Genomic DNA, 14,390 nt, shown 5'->3' on the forward strand with positions numbered 1-14,390 from the left:
TTCCATGCTGAACCTCGCCGAATATCGCAGCCGGCCCCACAGCCTCGCCGACTTCCTGCCCTGGGCCGCTTTGGTCGAGAAGGGCGTCGTCCTCAACAAGGACGGCGCGTTCCAGCGCACGGCGCGCTTCCGTGGTCCGGATCTCGACAGCGCGACGCCTGCCGAACTCGTGGGCGTGACGGCCCGACTCAACAACGCACTCCGCCGTCTCGGCTCAGGCTGGGCGGTCTTCGTCGAAGCCCAGCGCATCGCCGCCCAGACTTATCCGCACAACACCTTTCCGGACGCCGCATCCGCGCTGGTCGATCTGGAGCGACGGGACGCTTTCGAGGAGGCCGGTGCGCATTTCGAGAGCCGTTATTTTCTGACCTTCGTCTGGATCCCGCCGGCCGAAGACGCTTCGCGTATCGAGGGCTTGCTCTATGAGGGCCGCGCACAGGGCGGCGTCGATCCTCACGAGCTGCTGCGCGGTTTCGGCGACCGGACCAACCGCGTCCTGCAGCTGGTCGAAGGGTTCATGCCCGAGGTGGCGTGGCTCGACGATGGCGAGACGCTGACCTACCTGCATTCGACCATCTCGACCCGGCAACAGCGCGTCCGCGTCCCCGAGACGCCGATGCATCTCGACGCGTTGCTCACGGACGAGCGGCTCGCCGGCGGCCTCGAGCCGCGGCTCGGCAACAACCATCTTCGCACGCTCACCGTGGTCGGCTTTCCGACCGCCACCCATCCCGGAATTCTCGACGAGTTGAACCGGCTTGCGTTCCCGTACCGTTGGTCAACGCGCGCGATCCTCCTCGACAAGACCGAGGCGGTGAAGCTGCTGACCAAGATTCGCCGACAGTGGTTCGCCAAGCGAAAGTCGATCGCTGCCATCGTCAAGGAGGTGATGACCAACGAGGCCTCGACACTGGTCGACAGCGATGCGGCGAACAAGGCCGTCGACGCCGACCTCGCTTTGCAGGAACTGGGCACTGACGACGTCGGCCAAGCCTACGTCACCGCGACCGTCACCGTCTGGGACGAGGATCCCGGCCTTGCCGCTGAGAAGCTTCGCCTCATCGAGAAGGTCATCCAGGGTCGCGACTTCACCTGCATGCCGGAAGGCGTCAACGCGCTCGAAGCCTGGCTCGGCTCTCTGCCGGGGCACGCCTACGCCAATGTCCGTCAGCCGCCGCTCTCCACATTGAACCTGGCCCACATGATTCCGCTTTCGGCGGTCTGGGCCGGGCCGGACCGGGATGAGCATTTCCGCAGCGCCCCGCTGTTCTTCGGCAAGACTGAGGGCTCGACGCCGTTCCGCTTCTCGCTGCATGTCGGCGACGTCGGTCACACCCTGATCGTCGGCCCGACCGGCGCCGGCAAATCCGTGCTGCTGGCGCTAATGGCGATCCAGTTCCGCCGCTACCGGAAGAGCCAGATCTTCGCCTTCGATTTCGGCGGCTCGATCCGCACAGCGGCGCTTGCCATGGGCGGCGACTGGCACGACCTCGGCGGCAGTCTGTCGAACAGCGCGGAGGACTCCGTCTCTCTTCAACCGCTGGCGCGTGTCGGCGATGCAGCGGAGCAAGCCTGGGCGGCCGAATGGGTGACCGCGATCCTCGCCAAGGAAGGCGTCACCATCGATCCGACCGTGAAGGAGCACGTCTGGTCGGCGTTGACGTCATTGGCATCCTCGCCGGTCGAGGAGCGCACGATCACCGGCCTGACCGTTCTCTTGCAATCGACCGCGCTCAAGCAAGCGCTGCAACCTTACTGCGTCGGCGGCTCCTCCGGCCGCCTGCTCGATGCGGAAGCCGAGCAGCTCGGCTTTGCGTCGGTGCAGGCGTTCGAGACCGAGGGCTTGATCGGCGCTGGAGCTGCGCCTGCCGTCCTCACCTATCTCTTCCATCGCATCGAGGGACGGCTCGACGGCCGGCCGACCCTCCTCATCATCGACGAGGGGTGGCTTGTCCTGGACGATCCGGCCTTTGCCCAACAGCTCAGGGAATGGCTGAAGACGCTACGGAAGAAGAATGCGTCCGTCGTCTTTGCCACCCAGTCGCTCTCCGACATCGACGGCAGCAATATCGCACCCGCAATCATCGAGAGCTGCCCGACGCGCATCTTTCTGCCGAACGAGCGCGCCATCGAACCGCAGATCACCGCCATCTATCAGCGGTTCGGCCTGAACGATCGCCAGATCGAGAGCATCGCGCGGGCGACGCCGAAGCGGGACTACTACTGCCAGTCCCGCCGCGGCAATCGGCTCTTTGAACTCGGCCTCGGGCCGGTCGCGCTCGCCTTCTGCGCTGCGTCCTCCAAGGCTGACCATGCCGCCATCGAACGGCTGCTCGCCGAGCACGGCCGCGACGACTTCACGGCCGCCTGGCTCACCGATCACGAGCTGCTCTGGGCCGCCGATCTCATCCCTGACCTGACAAACCTGGAGGTGCAATCATGACTCTTGACGTGCGGCGCGCTGGCTTGGCCGCTGCGACCGCTCTCTCGCTCACCTTGTCGATCTCGCCGCTTGTGACGGCGCCGGCCTCCGCGCAGTGGATCGTCTACGACCCCTCCAACTTCAGCCAGAACGTGCTGACCGCGGCGCGCGAGCTGCAGCAGATCAACAATCAGATCCAGATGCTGAACAACCAGGCCCAAAGCCTGGTGAACCAGGGAAAGAATCTCGCCAACCTACCGTTGTCGACGCTGACCCAGCTCCAGGCACAGGTCGCACGGACCCAGTCGCTGCTGAGTCAGGCCCAGAATATCGCCTTCAACGTTGAACGGATCCAGACCGCGTACTCCAGCACCTACGGCACGGCGGCGGCCACGGGCTCCAATGCGACAATGTTTGCCGCGGCTCAAAGTCGCTGGCAGAACTCGGTAGGCGCTTTCGAAGACTCGCTCAAGGTGCAGGCCGGCGTCGTCGGCAATATCTCGACCAACTCCAGCGCAATGAGCTCGCTGGTCACTGCCAGCCAATCGGCGAGTGGCGCCCTGCAGGCCGCTCAAGCCGGCAACCAGCTTCTCGCCCTGCAATCCCAGCAGCTTTCCGACCTTGTCGCCGTCCTCGCCGCAAAGGGGAGGGCAGACGCGCTCGAGCAGGCGCGCGTCACGGCGAGCGAATCGCAAGGCCAGCAACAATACAAGATCTTCTCGACGCGTAGCGGCTATCAGCCCGGCAACGTCACCATGTTCAGCGGCAAGTGAGGCTTGGGTCATGGAGCGCTCGGATATCCTTCGCGCAGGCGCGATGATCGTCGTGTTCGTGATTTTCCTCGCAGCGCTGCATGTCATCCATCGGCGTCAGGCCGAGCGGCCGGTATCCGACGTCCCCTCTGTCTCCGCTCCCGATGACCTTTCGGCCGAGCTGCTCCGCTGCGCTGAGCTTGGACCCCAGGATGCCGAAGATCCGCACTGCCAGGCGGTTTGGAAGGAGAACCGCGCGCGCTTCTTCGGCAGGCCGGCGCGGCCACTTCTGCCGCAGGCCGCGCCGGCCACACCGCCAACGACGGGCGCTCCGCAGGGAGGGAGGCCATGAACAACGTCGGCGTTATCGACACTTTCCTCAATACGTTCACGACCTACATTGATTCAGGTTTCGGCCTGATCAAGGGCGAGGTCACGTATTTGTCATCGACATTGATCGTCATCGACATCACGCTCGCCGGCCTGTTCTGGGCCTGGGACGCAGATGAGGACATCCTCCAAAGGCTGGTGAAGAAGACCCTCTACATCGGCTTCTTCGCCTTCATCATCACCAACTTCACCAAGCTCTCATCCATCATCTTCAATAGCTTCGCAGGCCTCGGCCTGAAGGCCGGCGGCTCGTCGATCTCGACCGCGGACTTCCTGCGGCCCGGCAGGCTTGCGCAGGTTGGGCTCGACGCCGGGCAGCCGCTGCTCGACGCAGCCAGCCAGATGATGGGCTTCACCAGCTTCTTTGCGAACTTCGTCCAGATCGCGGTGCTGATGGTGTCCTGGCTCTTGGTGCTGATCGCCTTCTTCATTCTGGCGGTGCAGCTCTTCGTCACGTTGATCGAGTTCAAGCTGACGACGCTTGCCGGTTTCATCCTCATTCCCTTCGCGCTTTTCAACAAGACCGCCTTCCTCGCGGAAAAGGTGCTGGGCAATGTCGTGGCCTCCGGCGTGAAGGTGATGGTGCTCGCTGTCATCGTCGGCATCGGCACCGGGCTCTTCTCCCAGTTCACAACTGCCTATGCCGGCGGGCAGCCGACCATCGAACAAGCGCTCTCTGTCGTACTGGCGGCACTCGCCATGCTCGGCCTCGGCATCTTCGGTCCCGGAATAGCGACGGGGCTTGTCTCCGGGGCGCCGCAGCTTGGTGCGGGTGCTGCCGTCGGCACGGGTCTGGCTGTTGCCGGTACGGCGATGGTCGGGGGCGCGGCGTTCGGTTCGGCCGGAAGGGGAGCGATGGCAGCAAGCTCCGGTGCTGCGGCCGCCGCACGTGGTGGTGCCGCGATGGCGGGCGGCATGTCCTCCGCCTACAGCCTCGCATCAGCTGGCCGGTCCGGCACTGGCGGTGTCGTGTCCGGTGTCGGTGGTGCGGGCCGCGCTGTTGCCGGTGCGGCGGCAGCTCCCGTCAGACGCGCCACTTCGCAAGCAGCGGGGGCAATGAGGGAGAGCTTCACCTCCGGTGCCCGTGCCGGCATCGCCAACACAGGCGGCTCCTCGACCATGGGGACCATTGGGAGTGGCGAGGCCGCAAGCGATGGAGCCGCCTCGCAAGCAGCGAGTGAAGGCGGCCCGCCCGCCTGGGCCCAGCGCGTCAAGCGCAATCAGGCCGTCATTCACGGCGCGCAGACCGCCGCGCAAGCCCTCAAATCCGGCGACAGCCACGGCGGCGGTCACTCCGTCGAGCTATCAGGGGGAGAATAAAAAATGTCAGTCTTTCGGCGGTCGTCGGTACGCTACGGCCGCACACCCGAACCCGAAACCCCGTACCAGCGCGCAGCGCAAGCTTGGGACGAACGCATTGGCTCCGCCCGCGTGCAGGCCAAGAACTGGCGGCTGATGGCCTTCGGTTCGCTGATCCTATCGTGCGGCCTCGCCGGCGGGCTCGTCTGGCAATCCACCCATGGCACCGTCGTTCCCTGGGTGGTGCAGGTCGACAAGGTCGGCGAGGCGCAAGCCGTGGCGCCCGCTACCGCCGACTACAGGCCGAACGACCCGCAGATTGCCTGGTATCTCGCCCACTTCATCCAGATGGTTCGCTCGCTTCCGGCCGACCCGATCATCGTGCGGCACAATTGGCTGCAAGCCTATGATTTCACCACCACGGCGGGCGCGGCGGCGCTGAACGACTACGCCCGCGCGAACGACCCCTTCGCCAATCTCGGCAAGCAGCAGGTCGCTATCGAAGTCTCCAGCGTCATCCGTGCCTCGCCCGACAGTTTTCGCGTGGCGTGGGTCGAGCACCGCTATCAGGACGGGGCGCTCGCCGGCACCACACGTTGGACAGCGATCCTCACTATCGCAATTCAGCCGCCCACTGATGCCGATCGGCTGCGCAAGAATCCACTCGGCATCTACGTCAACGCCATCAACTGGTCAAAGGAGCTGGGACAATGACCCCGCCGATTTTCTCGAAAGCCGGCGGTCCGGCTTCGCTTTTCTTCATCGTTCAGCAAAACCGGAAAGTCGGCGATACGTCTCTCCGTAAACCCGCCTTCGCGGCTTTGCTGATATTTGTCTCGGTGCTTGGTGGCTGCGCGCACAATTTCATCCCGCCCGACATCAACTACGATAGCGCCGAGCCGGCAGCGCTCACCACTGATCCGCCGCCGCCCGTCAAGATCGTGGAACTGCCAAAACCCCTGCCGCTGCCCGGACAGTTGAAGCCGCTCGCCGCTGGCAAGCGCGTCCCGGAAGCCGCTGATCCGAAGGTTCGCGTCAAGCAGGCCAACGCCGCGGCACGGGTGCAGCCGGTCCGCAACGGTTTTATCAACGCAGTACAGGTTTATCCCTTCTCCGGCGGAGCCCTGTACCAGGTCTATACGGCGCCCGGCCAGATTACCGATGTCGCCCTGCAGGAGGGCGAGCAACTCGTTGGCTCCGGACCGGTCGCTGCCGGCGACACTGTGCGCTGGATTATCGGCGATACCGAGAGCGGCGCGAGCGCGACCAGAAAGATCCACATCCTGGTCAAGCCGACGCGGCCGGAACTCGTCACCAATCTCGTGATCAACACCGACCGGCGGACCTACCTCCTCGAGCTGCGCTCGACGGAGAAGACCTACATGGCCTCGGTCTCCTGGCAGTATCCCGAGGACCAGCTGATTGCACTTCGCCGGGAGAATGCGGCGGCTGAAACCGCAGCCCCCATTGCGTCCGGCGTCGATCTTGCCGCGATCAACTTCCGCTATGCGATCGAGGGCGATGATCCAGCCTGGCGTCCGCTGCGCGCCTTCGACGACGGGAATAAGGTCTACATCGAATTCCCCAGCGGGATCGCACAAGGTGAAATGCCGCCGCTGTTCGTCATCGGTCCAGCCGGTGGCTCCGAGCTGGTGAACTACCGCGCGAACCGCAATTACTACATCGTCGACCGCCTGTTCGCCGCTGCCGAATTGCGTCTTGGCGACAAGGACAGCGAGCGGCACGTGCGCATTGTTCGCACCGACGGAAGGCCCCGGTTATGGCGATAGGCAGCGAAGACGAACGTCAGAGCGACATCCCGCCCGTGGCGCCGCCGGACCTTCGGCTCCGGGGCGAGCGGCCCCGTGTCACGCGGCTCTCGCGCAAGGTCCTTATCGGCCTCGGCGCGCTGTCCGCCCTCGCGGTCGCGGGCGCGCTCGGCTATGCGCTGCAGACCGGCAACAAGTCGCAGACCGGCCAAGAGCTGCTCAGCACCCAGAACAGGCCTTCGGCCGAAGGCCTCGCCGGGTTGCCGAAGGACTATACCGGCCTGCCACGTCAAGCGCCGCCGCTCGGGCCGCCGCTGCCCGGCGATCTCGGCAAGCCGATCCTCAACGCCGGAGCTGCGCCGAATACCATGGCCACGACGTCTGATCCGGAGATGCAGCACAGATCCCAAGAAATCGAGGCGGCACGGGTCAGTCGTCTCTTCGCCCAGACTGCTCAGCAACCGCAGAGCGCCGGCCAGCTCATCCCGACCGCCGCCACCGGCGCCGTGACGACCCCGGCCGCGACACCGCCTGTCGATGCCGGCTCCGCCCAGAACATGCAAGACCGCAAGACGGCCTTCCTCAATACGGCGACGGACAAGCGCACGGTCAGTCCGGATCGGCTCGAGGCCAAAGTCTCTCCTTATGTCGTGCAGGCCGGCACTGTGATCCCGGCTGCGCTCATCACGGGCATTCGGTCCGATCTGCCTGGCCAAGTCACGGCTCAAATCACGGAGGCGGTCTGGGATAGCCCGTCCGGAAAATATCTTCTCATCCCTCAGGGCGCGAAACTGATAGGTCAGTACGATAGTTCCGTCGCGTTCGGCCAGTCCCGCATACTCCTGGTCTGGACTCGCATCATCATGCCGGACGGCAACTCGATCGTGCTGGAGCGCCAGCCCGGCGCCGACACCGCTGGTTATGCCGGTCTCGAGGACGAGGTCGACAACCACTGGGGCATGCTGTTCAAGGCCGCCGTTCTCTCGACCATGCTCAGCGTCGGAGCCGAGGCGGGCACGAGCCAGAATGAGAACAACCTCGTTCAAGCAATCCGTAGCGGCGCGTCCAACAGCATCAGTCAGACCGGACAACAGATCGTGCAACGTCAGCTCAACATCCAGCCGACGCTGACTATTAGGCCGGGTTTCCCGGTCCGGGTCATCGTTACGCGGGATTTGGTGTTGGCTCCCTACCGCAAGGAGGCAAGCCGATGAGCAAGCTGAAGCTTGGAACCATCCTCGACGACAGGCCGGTGAAGATCGCCGTCGAGTTGCCGGCTGCCGTCCATCGCAATCTCCTCGCCTATGCCGAGGCGATCGCGCGCGAGAGCGGACAGCCGGCACCCGATCCCGCCAAGCTCATCGCGCCGATGATCCAAAGATTCATGGCGACAGACAAAGGGTTCTCAAAGGTGAAACGCGCGGCAACAAATCGATAGCGGGACGATCGTTCAGCGTTGCCTTGCAGAAACGGCCGGGACCAAAGCCCGTCAAGTTAAATCCGGTCATAGGCCAGAATTGTTGCTCACGTAGACGCGTTCAGGTGAAGAGAAAGTCAGATGCCATATATCGATGCCACGGGCGTGAAGCTTTATTTTGAGGAGGCCGGGGTAGGTCATCCGATCATTTTCCTGCACGAGCTCGGCTCAGATAGCCGTGGATGGGAAACCCAGGTTCGCTACTTTTCTCGTGGTTATCGCTGCATCACCTTCAACGCCCGCGGATATGCCCCCAGCGACATTCCTGACGATCCGACCCTATATGGCTGGGAGCTCGCTGTGAACGACATCGCCGCCGTCATGCGTGGCCTCGTCGTCGAACACGCACACCTCGTCGGATTGAGCATGGGCGGATATGCCGCCTTGCAGTTCGGATTACGCCATCCGGAGAGAGTCAGCGCGATTGTCGCGGCCGGTGTGGGATCCGGATCGGCTCCTTCCCAGCAGGACGCCTGGTCGAGAGAAACCTCCATTCTCGCGCGAGCTTTCATCGAGCGCGGGATGGACGCGATGGCCCAGAGAATGGCGAATGCTCAGACTCGTATCCAACTCAAATACAAGGACTTACGTAGCTGGGAAGAGTTCCAGGAACGCCTGCGTCACCACTCACCGCTAGGTATGTCGAATACGATGGCGCGCTGTCAGAGGTTACGACCGTCATTGCATGATTTGGCCGATCAGTTCTCAACGATGCGAACACCGGTATTGCTGGCCCTGGGCGATGAGGACGCGCCCTGCCTCGAGACCAACCTGATGCTGAAAACAGTGCTTCCCAACGCCGGTCTTTGGATCTGCCCCAACACCGGCCACACCATCAATCTGGAAGAGCCGACAGCATTCAATGCTCAGCTTGACAGCTTTCTAGCCGCCGTCGAGCGTGGGAGCTGGCGCCGCGGACATCCGGAGACTGAGGCTGAATCCAATCTGGAACTTGAGATGACGCGCGATACACGCACGAAGGCAGTGGCCCGTTGACTGCAACACTCCAGGCACTTCACAGTGAGTGGTCTCATGAAATCCCGGACTGGCGTTCATCTCAGCGAATCCATGTCAACGCGGTTGACCGCCGCGGCTATACGCACGGGAGTGACAAAGTCCGAACTTGTTGAGGCCGCGCTCGATCGCTTTCTCGAATCCGATAGCGCTGCTGAACATTTCGCGATTGTGGCAGAACGCCTCACTGAGCTGAACGATCAGATCGGGCGACTCGGTGCCGATCTCAAGATGGTGAATGAGGTCGTCGCCCTTCACGCGCGCTTTCACTTGGCTATTACGCCCTCGTTATCGGCTGCAGAGCAGCATATCGCGTCTGTGGTCGGCGCCAAACGCTTCGAGGAATTCGCCTCGCAGGTAGTACGAGGTGTTGGGCTGGGGACGTCTCTCATTCGGGAGACCATGAACCGGCGCGTCAGGAGAAATGAGAATCGCTACGAGAGGGATTTCGCGGCCGGCGAGGCGCACGGCTCAACTTCCAAGGCCTCTGAATCATCTTTTAACGCATCCGCCATGGTTGATGGCGCATCAGAGCCGAACGCTGCCGTGCGGGAGGACGGCAGCATTCGGAGCTTTCCAAAGCAGGCTCAAGGCTCACTTCAGCGAGGGGACCAGCGGCGATAAGACGACGTTTCCCGCACGGCGGCCTATGTCAACGGCATCTTCTGTGCCGCGCCGCGAGTTACGAAATGCGAATGGCCCCGCTCTTATTATGCGGGTGTTTCTACCTTTCGCTGTTGGTTATTATCTCTCGTACCTCTTCAGGACAATCAACGCCTTGATCGCCGCTCCCATGACGTTGGAGTTGGGGCTCAACGCCGGTGATCTTGGCTTGCTGACTTCGGTCTATTTTCTCACCTTCGCGGCAGTGCAGATACCGGTCGGCATTCTTCTGGACCGGTATGGTCCGCGGCTGATCCAGAGCGCGCTGCTGGGTGTTGCCGCGGTCGGCGCCGCCTTGTTTGCGACATCAGACAATTTGCTCATGCTGCTTCTAGGTCGGGCGCTACTCGGTCTCGGCGTCGCCGCGAGCCTAACAGCCGGATTGAAAGCCCTCGTTCTCTGGTTTCCGAAGGACCGTCTTCCGTTTCTCAACGGCCTGATGATCATGCTCGGTGCATTGGGAGCGGTCACCGCGACCTCGCCGGCGCAGTTGTTGCTGGGTTGGGTTGGGTGGAGGACGCTCTTCGCATTGTTAGCCGTCGTCACGGCCGGGTGTTCGGCGGTGATCTATCTCTTGGTGCCCGAGAGTGCATTGGTGATCCCGCTCATGCAGCGAACAGCCATGGCCAGCTTGAAGACGATATATACCGATCCGCGTTTCTGGCGTCTGGCGCCGCTTTCAGCAACTTCGGTCGGCACCGCCTGGGCGCTGCAGGGGCTTTGGGCAGCGCAGTGGTTCACTGATGTCGAGGGAATTGATCGCGCTGCCTTGGTGCAACATTTATTTGTCATGGCCGTCGCGCTCAGCCTAGGTGCGCTGCTGCTGGGCGTTCTGGCTGATCGGCTGCGTCGCTACGGCATTAGAACAGACTCGCTCCTCGCGGTCGTCGGCCTTCTGTTCATTGCGGTGCAACTCGCGATTATCCTGCGATGGCCGTTGCCATCATACGTCCTGTGGGCCGCTGTGGCTGCCGTCGGCGCAGCTACAGTCCTTAGCTATGCAATCCTGGCTAGTTATTTCCCGAAAGAATTTGCCGGGCAGGCTAATGCTGCGCTGAACGTGTTTCATATTGGTGGAGCGTTTGTCCTTCAATATGCCACCGGCTTAGTCCTTGAACATTGGACGCCTCAGGCGGGGCATTATCCGGAGATCGCGTACCAGATAGCCTTTACCCTCAATCTTGTCCCTCAGATCATCGCATGGGTCTGGTTCGCTTTCCCGTGGACGCTTCGGCCGTCGATCAGCGCTAGTTCCAGCGATTAGGAGCGCCAGCGTCGGAGGCGGCGGAGGTTCAGCCTTCCGGTACTGTGGGGCGATCACAGCAAGCACCGGCGCCATCCTATGCGACACCGCGGCTATGTCGGTCCGTCAGCCGATAATGCTGGACGCAACGTCTTCGTTCGCCGTTCCTGCCTAGTCGCGACCGTGAGAAAGTCGCAAAATATCGCACTCCTGTTGAAAGGTGAAGGGAGGAACACCGGGATGAAGCTCAAGCTTCGACCACTTCAAGACGACAGGGCCCGTCAAGCTCACGATCGGGCTGCCGGCGGCGGTCTTCATGGATCTCAAAAGCTACGCGGATTTTGATGCGTAGCGGAGCCACGACGACGCCGGCTGAGCCTGCCAAATTCATCGCGACGATGATCGAGCGTTTCATGGCAACCGGCCGCGCCTTCGCGAAGGCACGGCGAAATGCTGTTCACCTCGGTCCTGGATCGGCCGAGAGGTCCGGATATCCGAAATGCCATCGCCGTTGAAATCTTTTCGTCGGTCGGCACTTCACGGGAGATCCGGGTGATGGGATCGACGAGACGGATAAGTCCAGATGGAGTTCGTCCGCATCTGCAACCGGGGCGTGGTTCTTTCGCAGGGGTGCAAGGTCTTTGAAGGACGCGGCAAGGAAGCGGTCGAGTACTTTTCCATCACGAGTTCGGAACGCCCACTGGCCGTCGGGCGGCGCGGTCGATCGAGGGGCAAGAGCGGAGCCCCGGCTGACGACGGCACGACCGACTTCTCTGTTCTTCAGAATGAACTCAAAGGCCGTTCGACGAAGATCGTGATGGTGGCTTTTGACCTTCTATACCTGAACGGTCGCGATCTGCGCAGTGTGACGTTGTTCGAGCGCAAGACGCTGCTGCGTAAGATCATTTCTGGCACGGCGATCCAATTCAGCGAAAGCTTCGAGATCGACGGCCAGGATATGTTCAAGCATGCCCGCAAGACGGGCTGGAAGGCGTGGTCTCTATTCGCGTTGGTGCCGGTTTGATTGGGCGTGCGACAGGTATACCAGCTAACCCAGCCGAGCACGTCTCCGGTTAGCCACTGAGACTGATGGCAAACGACCGTCCTGAGCGCCTATTTTTCTGCCAGAGTCCCTTGCTCCCGCAAAAATCCTATCCTATCTCAGCTCGGCCCGTGACTAGCACTCACGGGCATCGATTGCTAGAATTCAAAAATCTCTAGCTCGTGCAAATGCTTAGGAGGGCTGCATGAAATTCCGTCCGCTTCACGACCGCGTCGTGGTCAAGCGTATCGACGCAGAAGAGAAGACCGCCGGCGGCATCATCATTCCGGATAGTGCCAAGGAAAAGCCCTCGCAGGGCGAAGTCGTCGCCGTCGGCCCCGGTGGCCGCGACGAGAGCGGCAAACTGACCCCGATCGACGTCCAGGTCGGCGACCGTGTCCTGTTCGGCAAGTGGTCGGGCACCGAGGTCAAGATCGACGGCCAGGACCTGTTGATCATGAAGGAAAGCGACATCATGGGCGTGCTCGAAGCTCCCGCTTCGAAGAAGAAGGCCGCCTAACCAACCGCTCGCACCGCTCACCCCTGAGGAGCGCCTGCCGGGCGTCTCGCCAAGGGTGAGATGAGACCAAGACAACTCAGGGAAACCAATATGTCAGCCAAAGAAGTGAAATTCGGCGTCGACGCCCGCGACCGCATGCTGCGCGGCGTCGATATCCTCGCTAACGCCGTGAAGGTCACGCTCGGCCCGAAGGGCCGCAACGTGGTGCTCGAGAAGTCGTTCGGCGCGCCGCGCATCACCAAGGACGGCGTCACCGTGGCCAAGGAGATCGAGCTCGACGACAAGTTCGAGAACATGGGCGCGCAGATGGTGCGCGAAGTCGCTTCGAAGTCCGCTGACGCGGCCGGCGACGGCACCACCACCGCGACCGTGCTCGCCGCAGCCATTGTGCGCGAAGGCGCCAAGGCGGTCGCCGCCGGCATGAACCCGATGGACCTGAAGCGCGGTATCGACCTCGCGGTCGAAGCCGTCGTCGCGGATCTCCAGAAGAACTCGAAGAAGGTCACCTCCAACGAGGAGATCGCCCAGGTCGGCACCATCTCGGCGAACGGCGACCAGGAGATCGGCAAGTTCCTCTCCGACGCCATGAAGAAGGTCGGCAACGAGGGTGTCATCACCGTCGAGGAAGCCAAGTCGCTCGAGACCGAGCTCGACGTCGTCGAGGGCATGCAGTTCGACCGCGGCTACATCTCGCCCTACTTCGTCACAAACGCCGACAAGATGCGCGTTGAGATGGACGACGCCTACATCCTGATCAACGAGAAGAAGCTCTCCTCGCTGAACGAGCTGCTCCCGCTGCTCGAGGCCGTGGTGCAGAGTGGCAAGGCGCTGGTCATCGTCGCTGAAGACGTCGAAGGCGAAGCCCTCGCCACGCTGGTCGTGAACCGTCTGCGCGGCGGCCTGAAGGTTGCGGCCGTCAAGGCTCCGGGCTTCGGCGATCGCCGCAAGGCCATGCTGCAGGACATCGCGATCCTGACCGGCGGCCAGGCGATCTCGGAAGACCTCGGCATCAAGCTCGAGAACGTCACGCTCAACATGCTCGGTCGCGCCAAGAAGGTGATGATCGACAAGGAGAACACCACGATCGTCAACGGCGCCGGCAAGAAGGCCGACATCGAGGCGCGCGTGGCCCAGATCAAGGCGCAGATCGAGGAGACCACCTCGGACTACGATCGTGAGAAGCTCCAGGAGCGTCTCGCCAAGCTCGCGGGCGGCGTGGCGGTGATCCGCGTCGGCGGCGCGACCGAGGTCGAGGTGAAGGAGCGCAAGGATCGCGTTGATGACGCGATGCATGCGACCCGTGCGGCTGTCGAGGAAGGCATCGTCCCGGGCGGCGGCGTCGCTCTTCTCCGTGCCTCCGAACAGCTCAAGGGTCTGCGCACCAAGAACGACGACCAGAAGACTGGCGTCGAGATCGTGCGCAAGGCACTATCCTGGCCGGCCCGCCAGATCGCGATCAACGCCGGCGAAGACGGTTCGGTCATCGTCGGCAAGATCCTCGAGAAGGATCAGTACGCCTACGGCTTCGACTCGCAGACCGGCGAGTACGGCAACCTCGTCTCCAAGGGCATCATCGACCCGACCAAGGTAGTGCGCACCGCTATCCAGAATGCCTCCTCCGTGGCGGCGCTGCTGATCACGACGGAAGCGATGGTCGCCGAGCTGCCGAAGAAGGCCGCAGCCGGCCCGGCCACGCCTCCGGGCGGCGGCATGGGAGGCATGGACTTCTGATCCAGCCGCGAAGAAAACGAGAATTACAGAACCCCGGCAACCAATGCCGGGGTTTTTCTTTGACGCCG

At 62.7% G+C, this 14,390-nt stretch carries 15 protein-coding genes and 1 pseudogene; all 16 read left to right on the forward strand.

Going from position 1 to position 14,390, the window contains the following annotated elements:
- Positions 1-4: 4 nt before the first annotated feature.
- On the forward strand, positions 5-2,443 hold the full coding sequence (gene trbE / locus AAFG16_RS17670; protein ID WP_342739986.1) for a conjugal transfer protein TrbE: 2,439 nt from the start codon (positions 5-7) through the stop codon (positions 2,441-2,443).
- Positions 2,440-3,195 carry a P-type conjugative transfer protein TrbJ gene (gene trbJ / locus AAFG16_RS17675; RefSeq protein WP_342739987.1) on the forward strand — a complete coding sequence of 252 codons (756 nt, stop codon included), beginning with the start codon at positions 2,440-2,442 and terminating at the stop codon, positions 3,193-3,195. Before trbE ends, trbJ begins: the two co-directional genes overlap by 4 nt.
- A 43-nt stretch (positions 3,196-3,238) precedes the next feature.
- Positions 3,239-3,526 (forward strand): putative entry exclusion protein TrbK-alt, encoded by a 288-nt coding sequence (gene trbK-alt, locus AAFG16_RS17680; RefSeq protein ID WP_342739988.1) that lies wholly within the window; start codon positions 3,239-3,241, stop codon positions 3,524-3,526.
- The gene (gene trbL / locus AAFG16_RS17685) at positions 3,523-4,884 is read left to right on the forward strand and encodes a P-type conjugative transfer protein TrbL (protein WP_342739989.1); all 1,362 of its coding nucleotides are present in this window, start codon (positions 3,523-3,525) and stop codon (positions 4,882-4,884) included. The genes trbK-alt and trbL overlap by 4 nt, the downstream gene beginning before the upstream one ends.
- Positions 4,885-4,887: 3 nt before the next feature.
- A complete protein-coding gene (gene trbF / locus AAFG16_RS17690) occupies positions 4,888-5,577 on the forward strand; it encodes a conjugal transfer protein TrbF (RefSeq protein ID WP_342739990.1) in 690 nt (229 codons plus the stop codon).
- Entirely contained in the window at positions 5,574-6,653 is a 1,080-nt protein-coding gene (gene trbG / locus AAFG16_RS17695) for a P-type conjugative transfer protein TrbG (RefSeq protein WP_342739991.1), read from the forward strand. The genes trbF and trbG overlap by 4 nt, the downstream gene beginning before the upstream one ends.
- The gene (locus AAFG16_RS17700) at positions 6,644-7,846 is read left to right on the forward strand and encodes a TrbI/VirB10 family protein (RefSeq protein ID WP_342739992.1); all 1,203 of its coding nucleotides are present in this window, start codon (positions 6,644-6,646) and stop codon (positions 7,844-7,846) included. Before trbG ends, AAFG16_RS17700 begins: the two co-directional genes overlap by 10 nt.
- Positions 7,843-8,070 (forward strand): DUF2274 domain-containing protein, encoded by a 228-nt coding sequence (locus tag AAFG16_RS17705; protein ID WP_342739993.1) that lies wholly within the window; start codon positions 7,843-7,845, stop codon positions 8,068-8,070. The genes AAFG16_RS17700 and AAFG16_RS17705 overlap by 4 nt, the downstream gene beginning before the upstream one ends.
- Before the next feature lie 120 nt (positions 8,071-8,190).
- Positions 8,191-9,105: an alpha/beta hydrolase gene (locus tag AAFG16_RS17710; RefSeq protein WP_342739994.1), complete on the forward strand. Its 915-nt coding sequence runs from the start codon at positions 8,191-8,193 to the stop codon at positions 9,103-9,105.
- Between the two features lie 36 nt (positions 9,106-9,141).
- A complete protein-coding gene (locus AAFG16_RS17715; protein ID WP_342739995.1) occupies positions 9,142-9,747 on the forward strand; it encodes a ribbon-helix-helix domain-containing protein in 606 nt (201 codons plus the stop codon).
- 154 nt (positions 9,748-9,901) lie between these two features.
- Positions 9,902-11,050, forward strand: coding sequence for an MFS transporter (locus AAFG16_RS17720; protein ID WP_342739996.1), 1,149 nt, complete (start codon positions 9,902-9,904; stop codon positions 11,048-11,050).
- A 277-nt stretch (positions 11,051-11,327) separates the two neighbouring features.
- Positions 11,328-11,381, forward strand: coding sequence for a hypothetical protein (locus tag AAFG16_RS17725; RefSeq protein WP_259260828.1), 54 nt, complete (start codon positions 11,328-11,330; stop codon positions 11,379-11,381).
- A gap of 46 nt (positions 11,382-11,427) precedes the next feature.
- The gene (locus AAFG16_RS17730) at positions 11,428-11,544 is read left to right on the forward strand and encodes a hypothetical protein (RefSeq protein WP_312007639.1); all 117 of its coding nucleotides are present in this window, start codon (positions 11,428-11,430) and stop codon (positions 11,542-11,544) included.
- 230 nt (positions 11,545-11,774) lie between these two features.
- Positions 11,775-12,031: pseudogene (locus AAFG16_RS17735) on the forward strand (DNA ligase); the annotation flags it as partial.
- A gap of 245 nt (positions 12,032-12,276) precedes the next feature.
- The gene (gene groES / locus AAFG16_RS17740; RefSeq protein ID WP_342739997.1) at positions 12,277-12,591 is read left to right on the forward strand and encodes a co-chaperone GroES; all 315 of its coding nucleotides are present in this window, start codon (positions 12,277-12,279) and stop codon (positions 12,589-12,591) included.
- Positions 12,592-12,681: 90 nt separating this feature from the next.
- Positions 12,682-14,322, forward strand: coding sequence for a chaperonin GroEL (gene groL, locus AAFG16_RS17745; protein ID WP_342739998.1), 1,641 nt, complete (start codon positions 12,682-12,684; stop codon positions 14,320-14,322).
- Positions 14,323-14,390: the final 68 nt, after the last annotated feature.

It is taken from the genome of Bradyrhizobium sp. B117 (assembly GCF_038969555.1).
Lineage (GTDB): Bacteria > Pseudomonadota > Alphaproteobacteria > Rhizobiales > Xanthobacteraceae > Bradyrhizobium.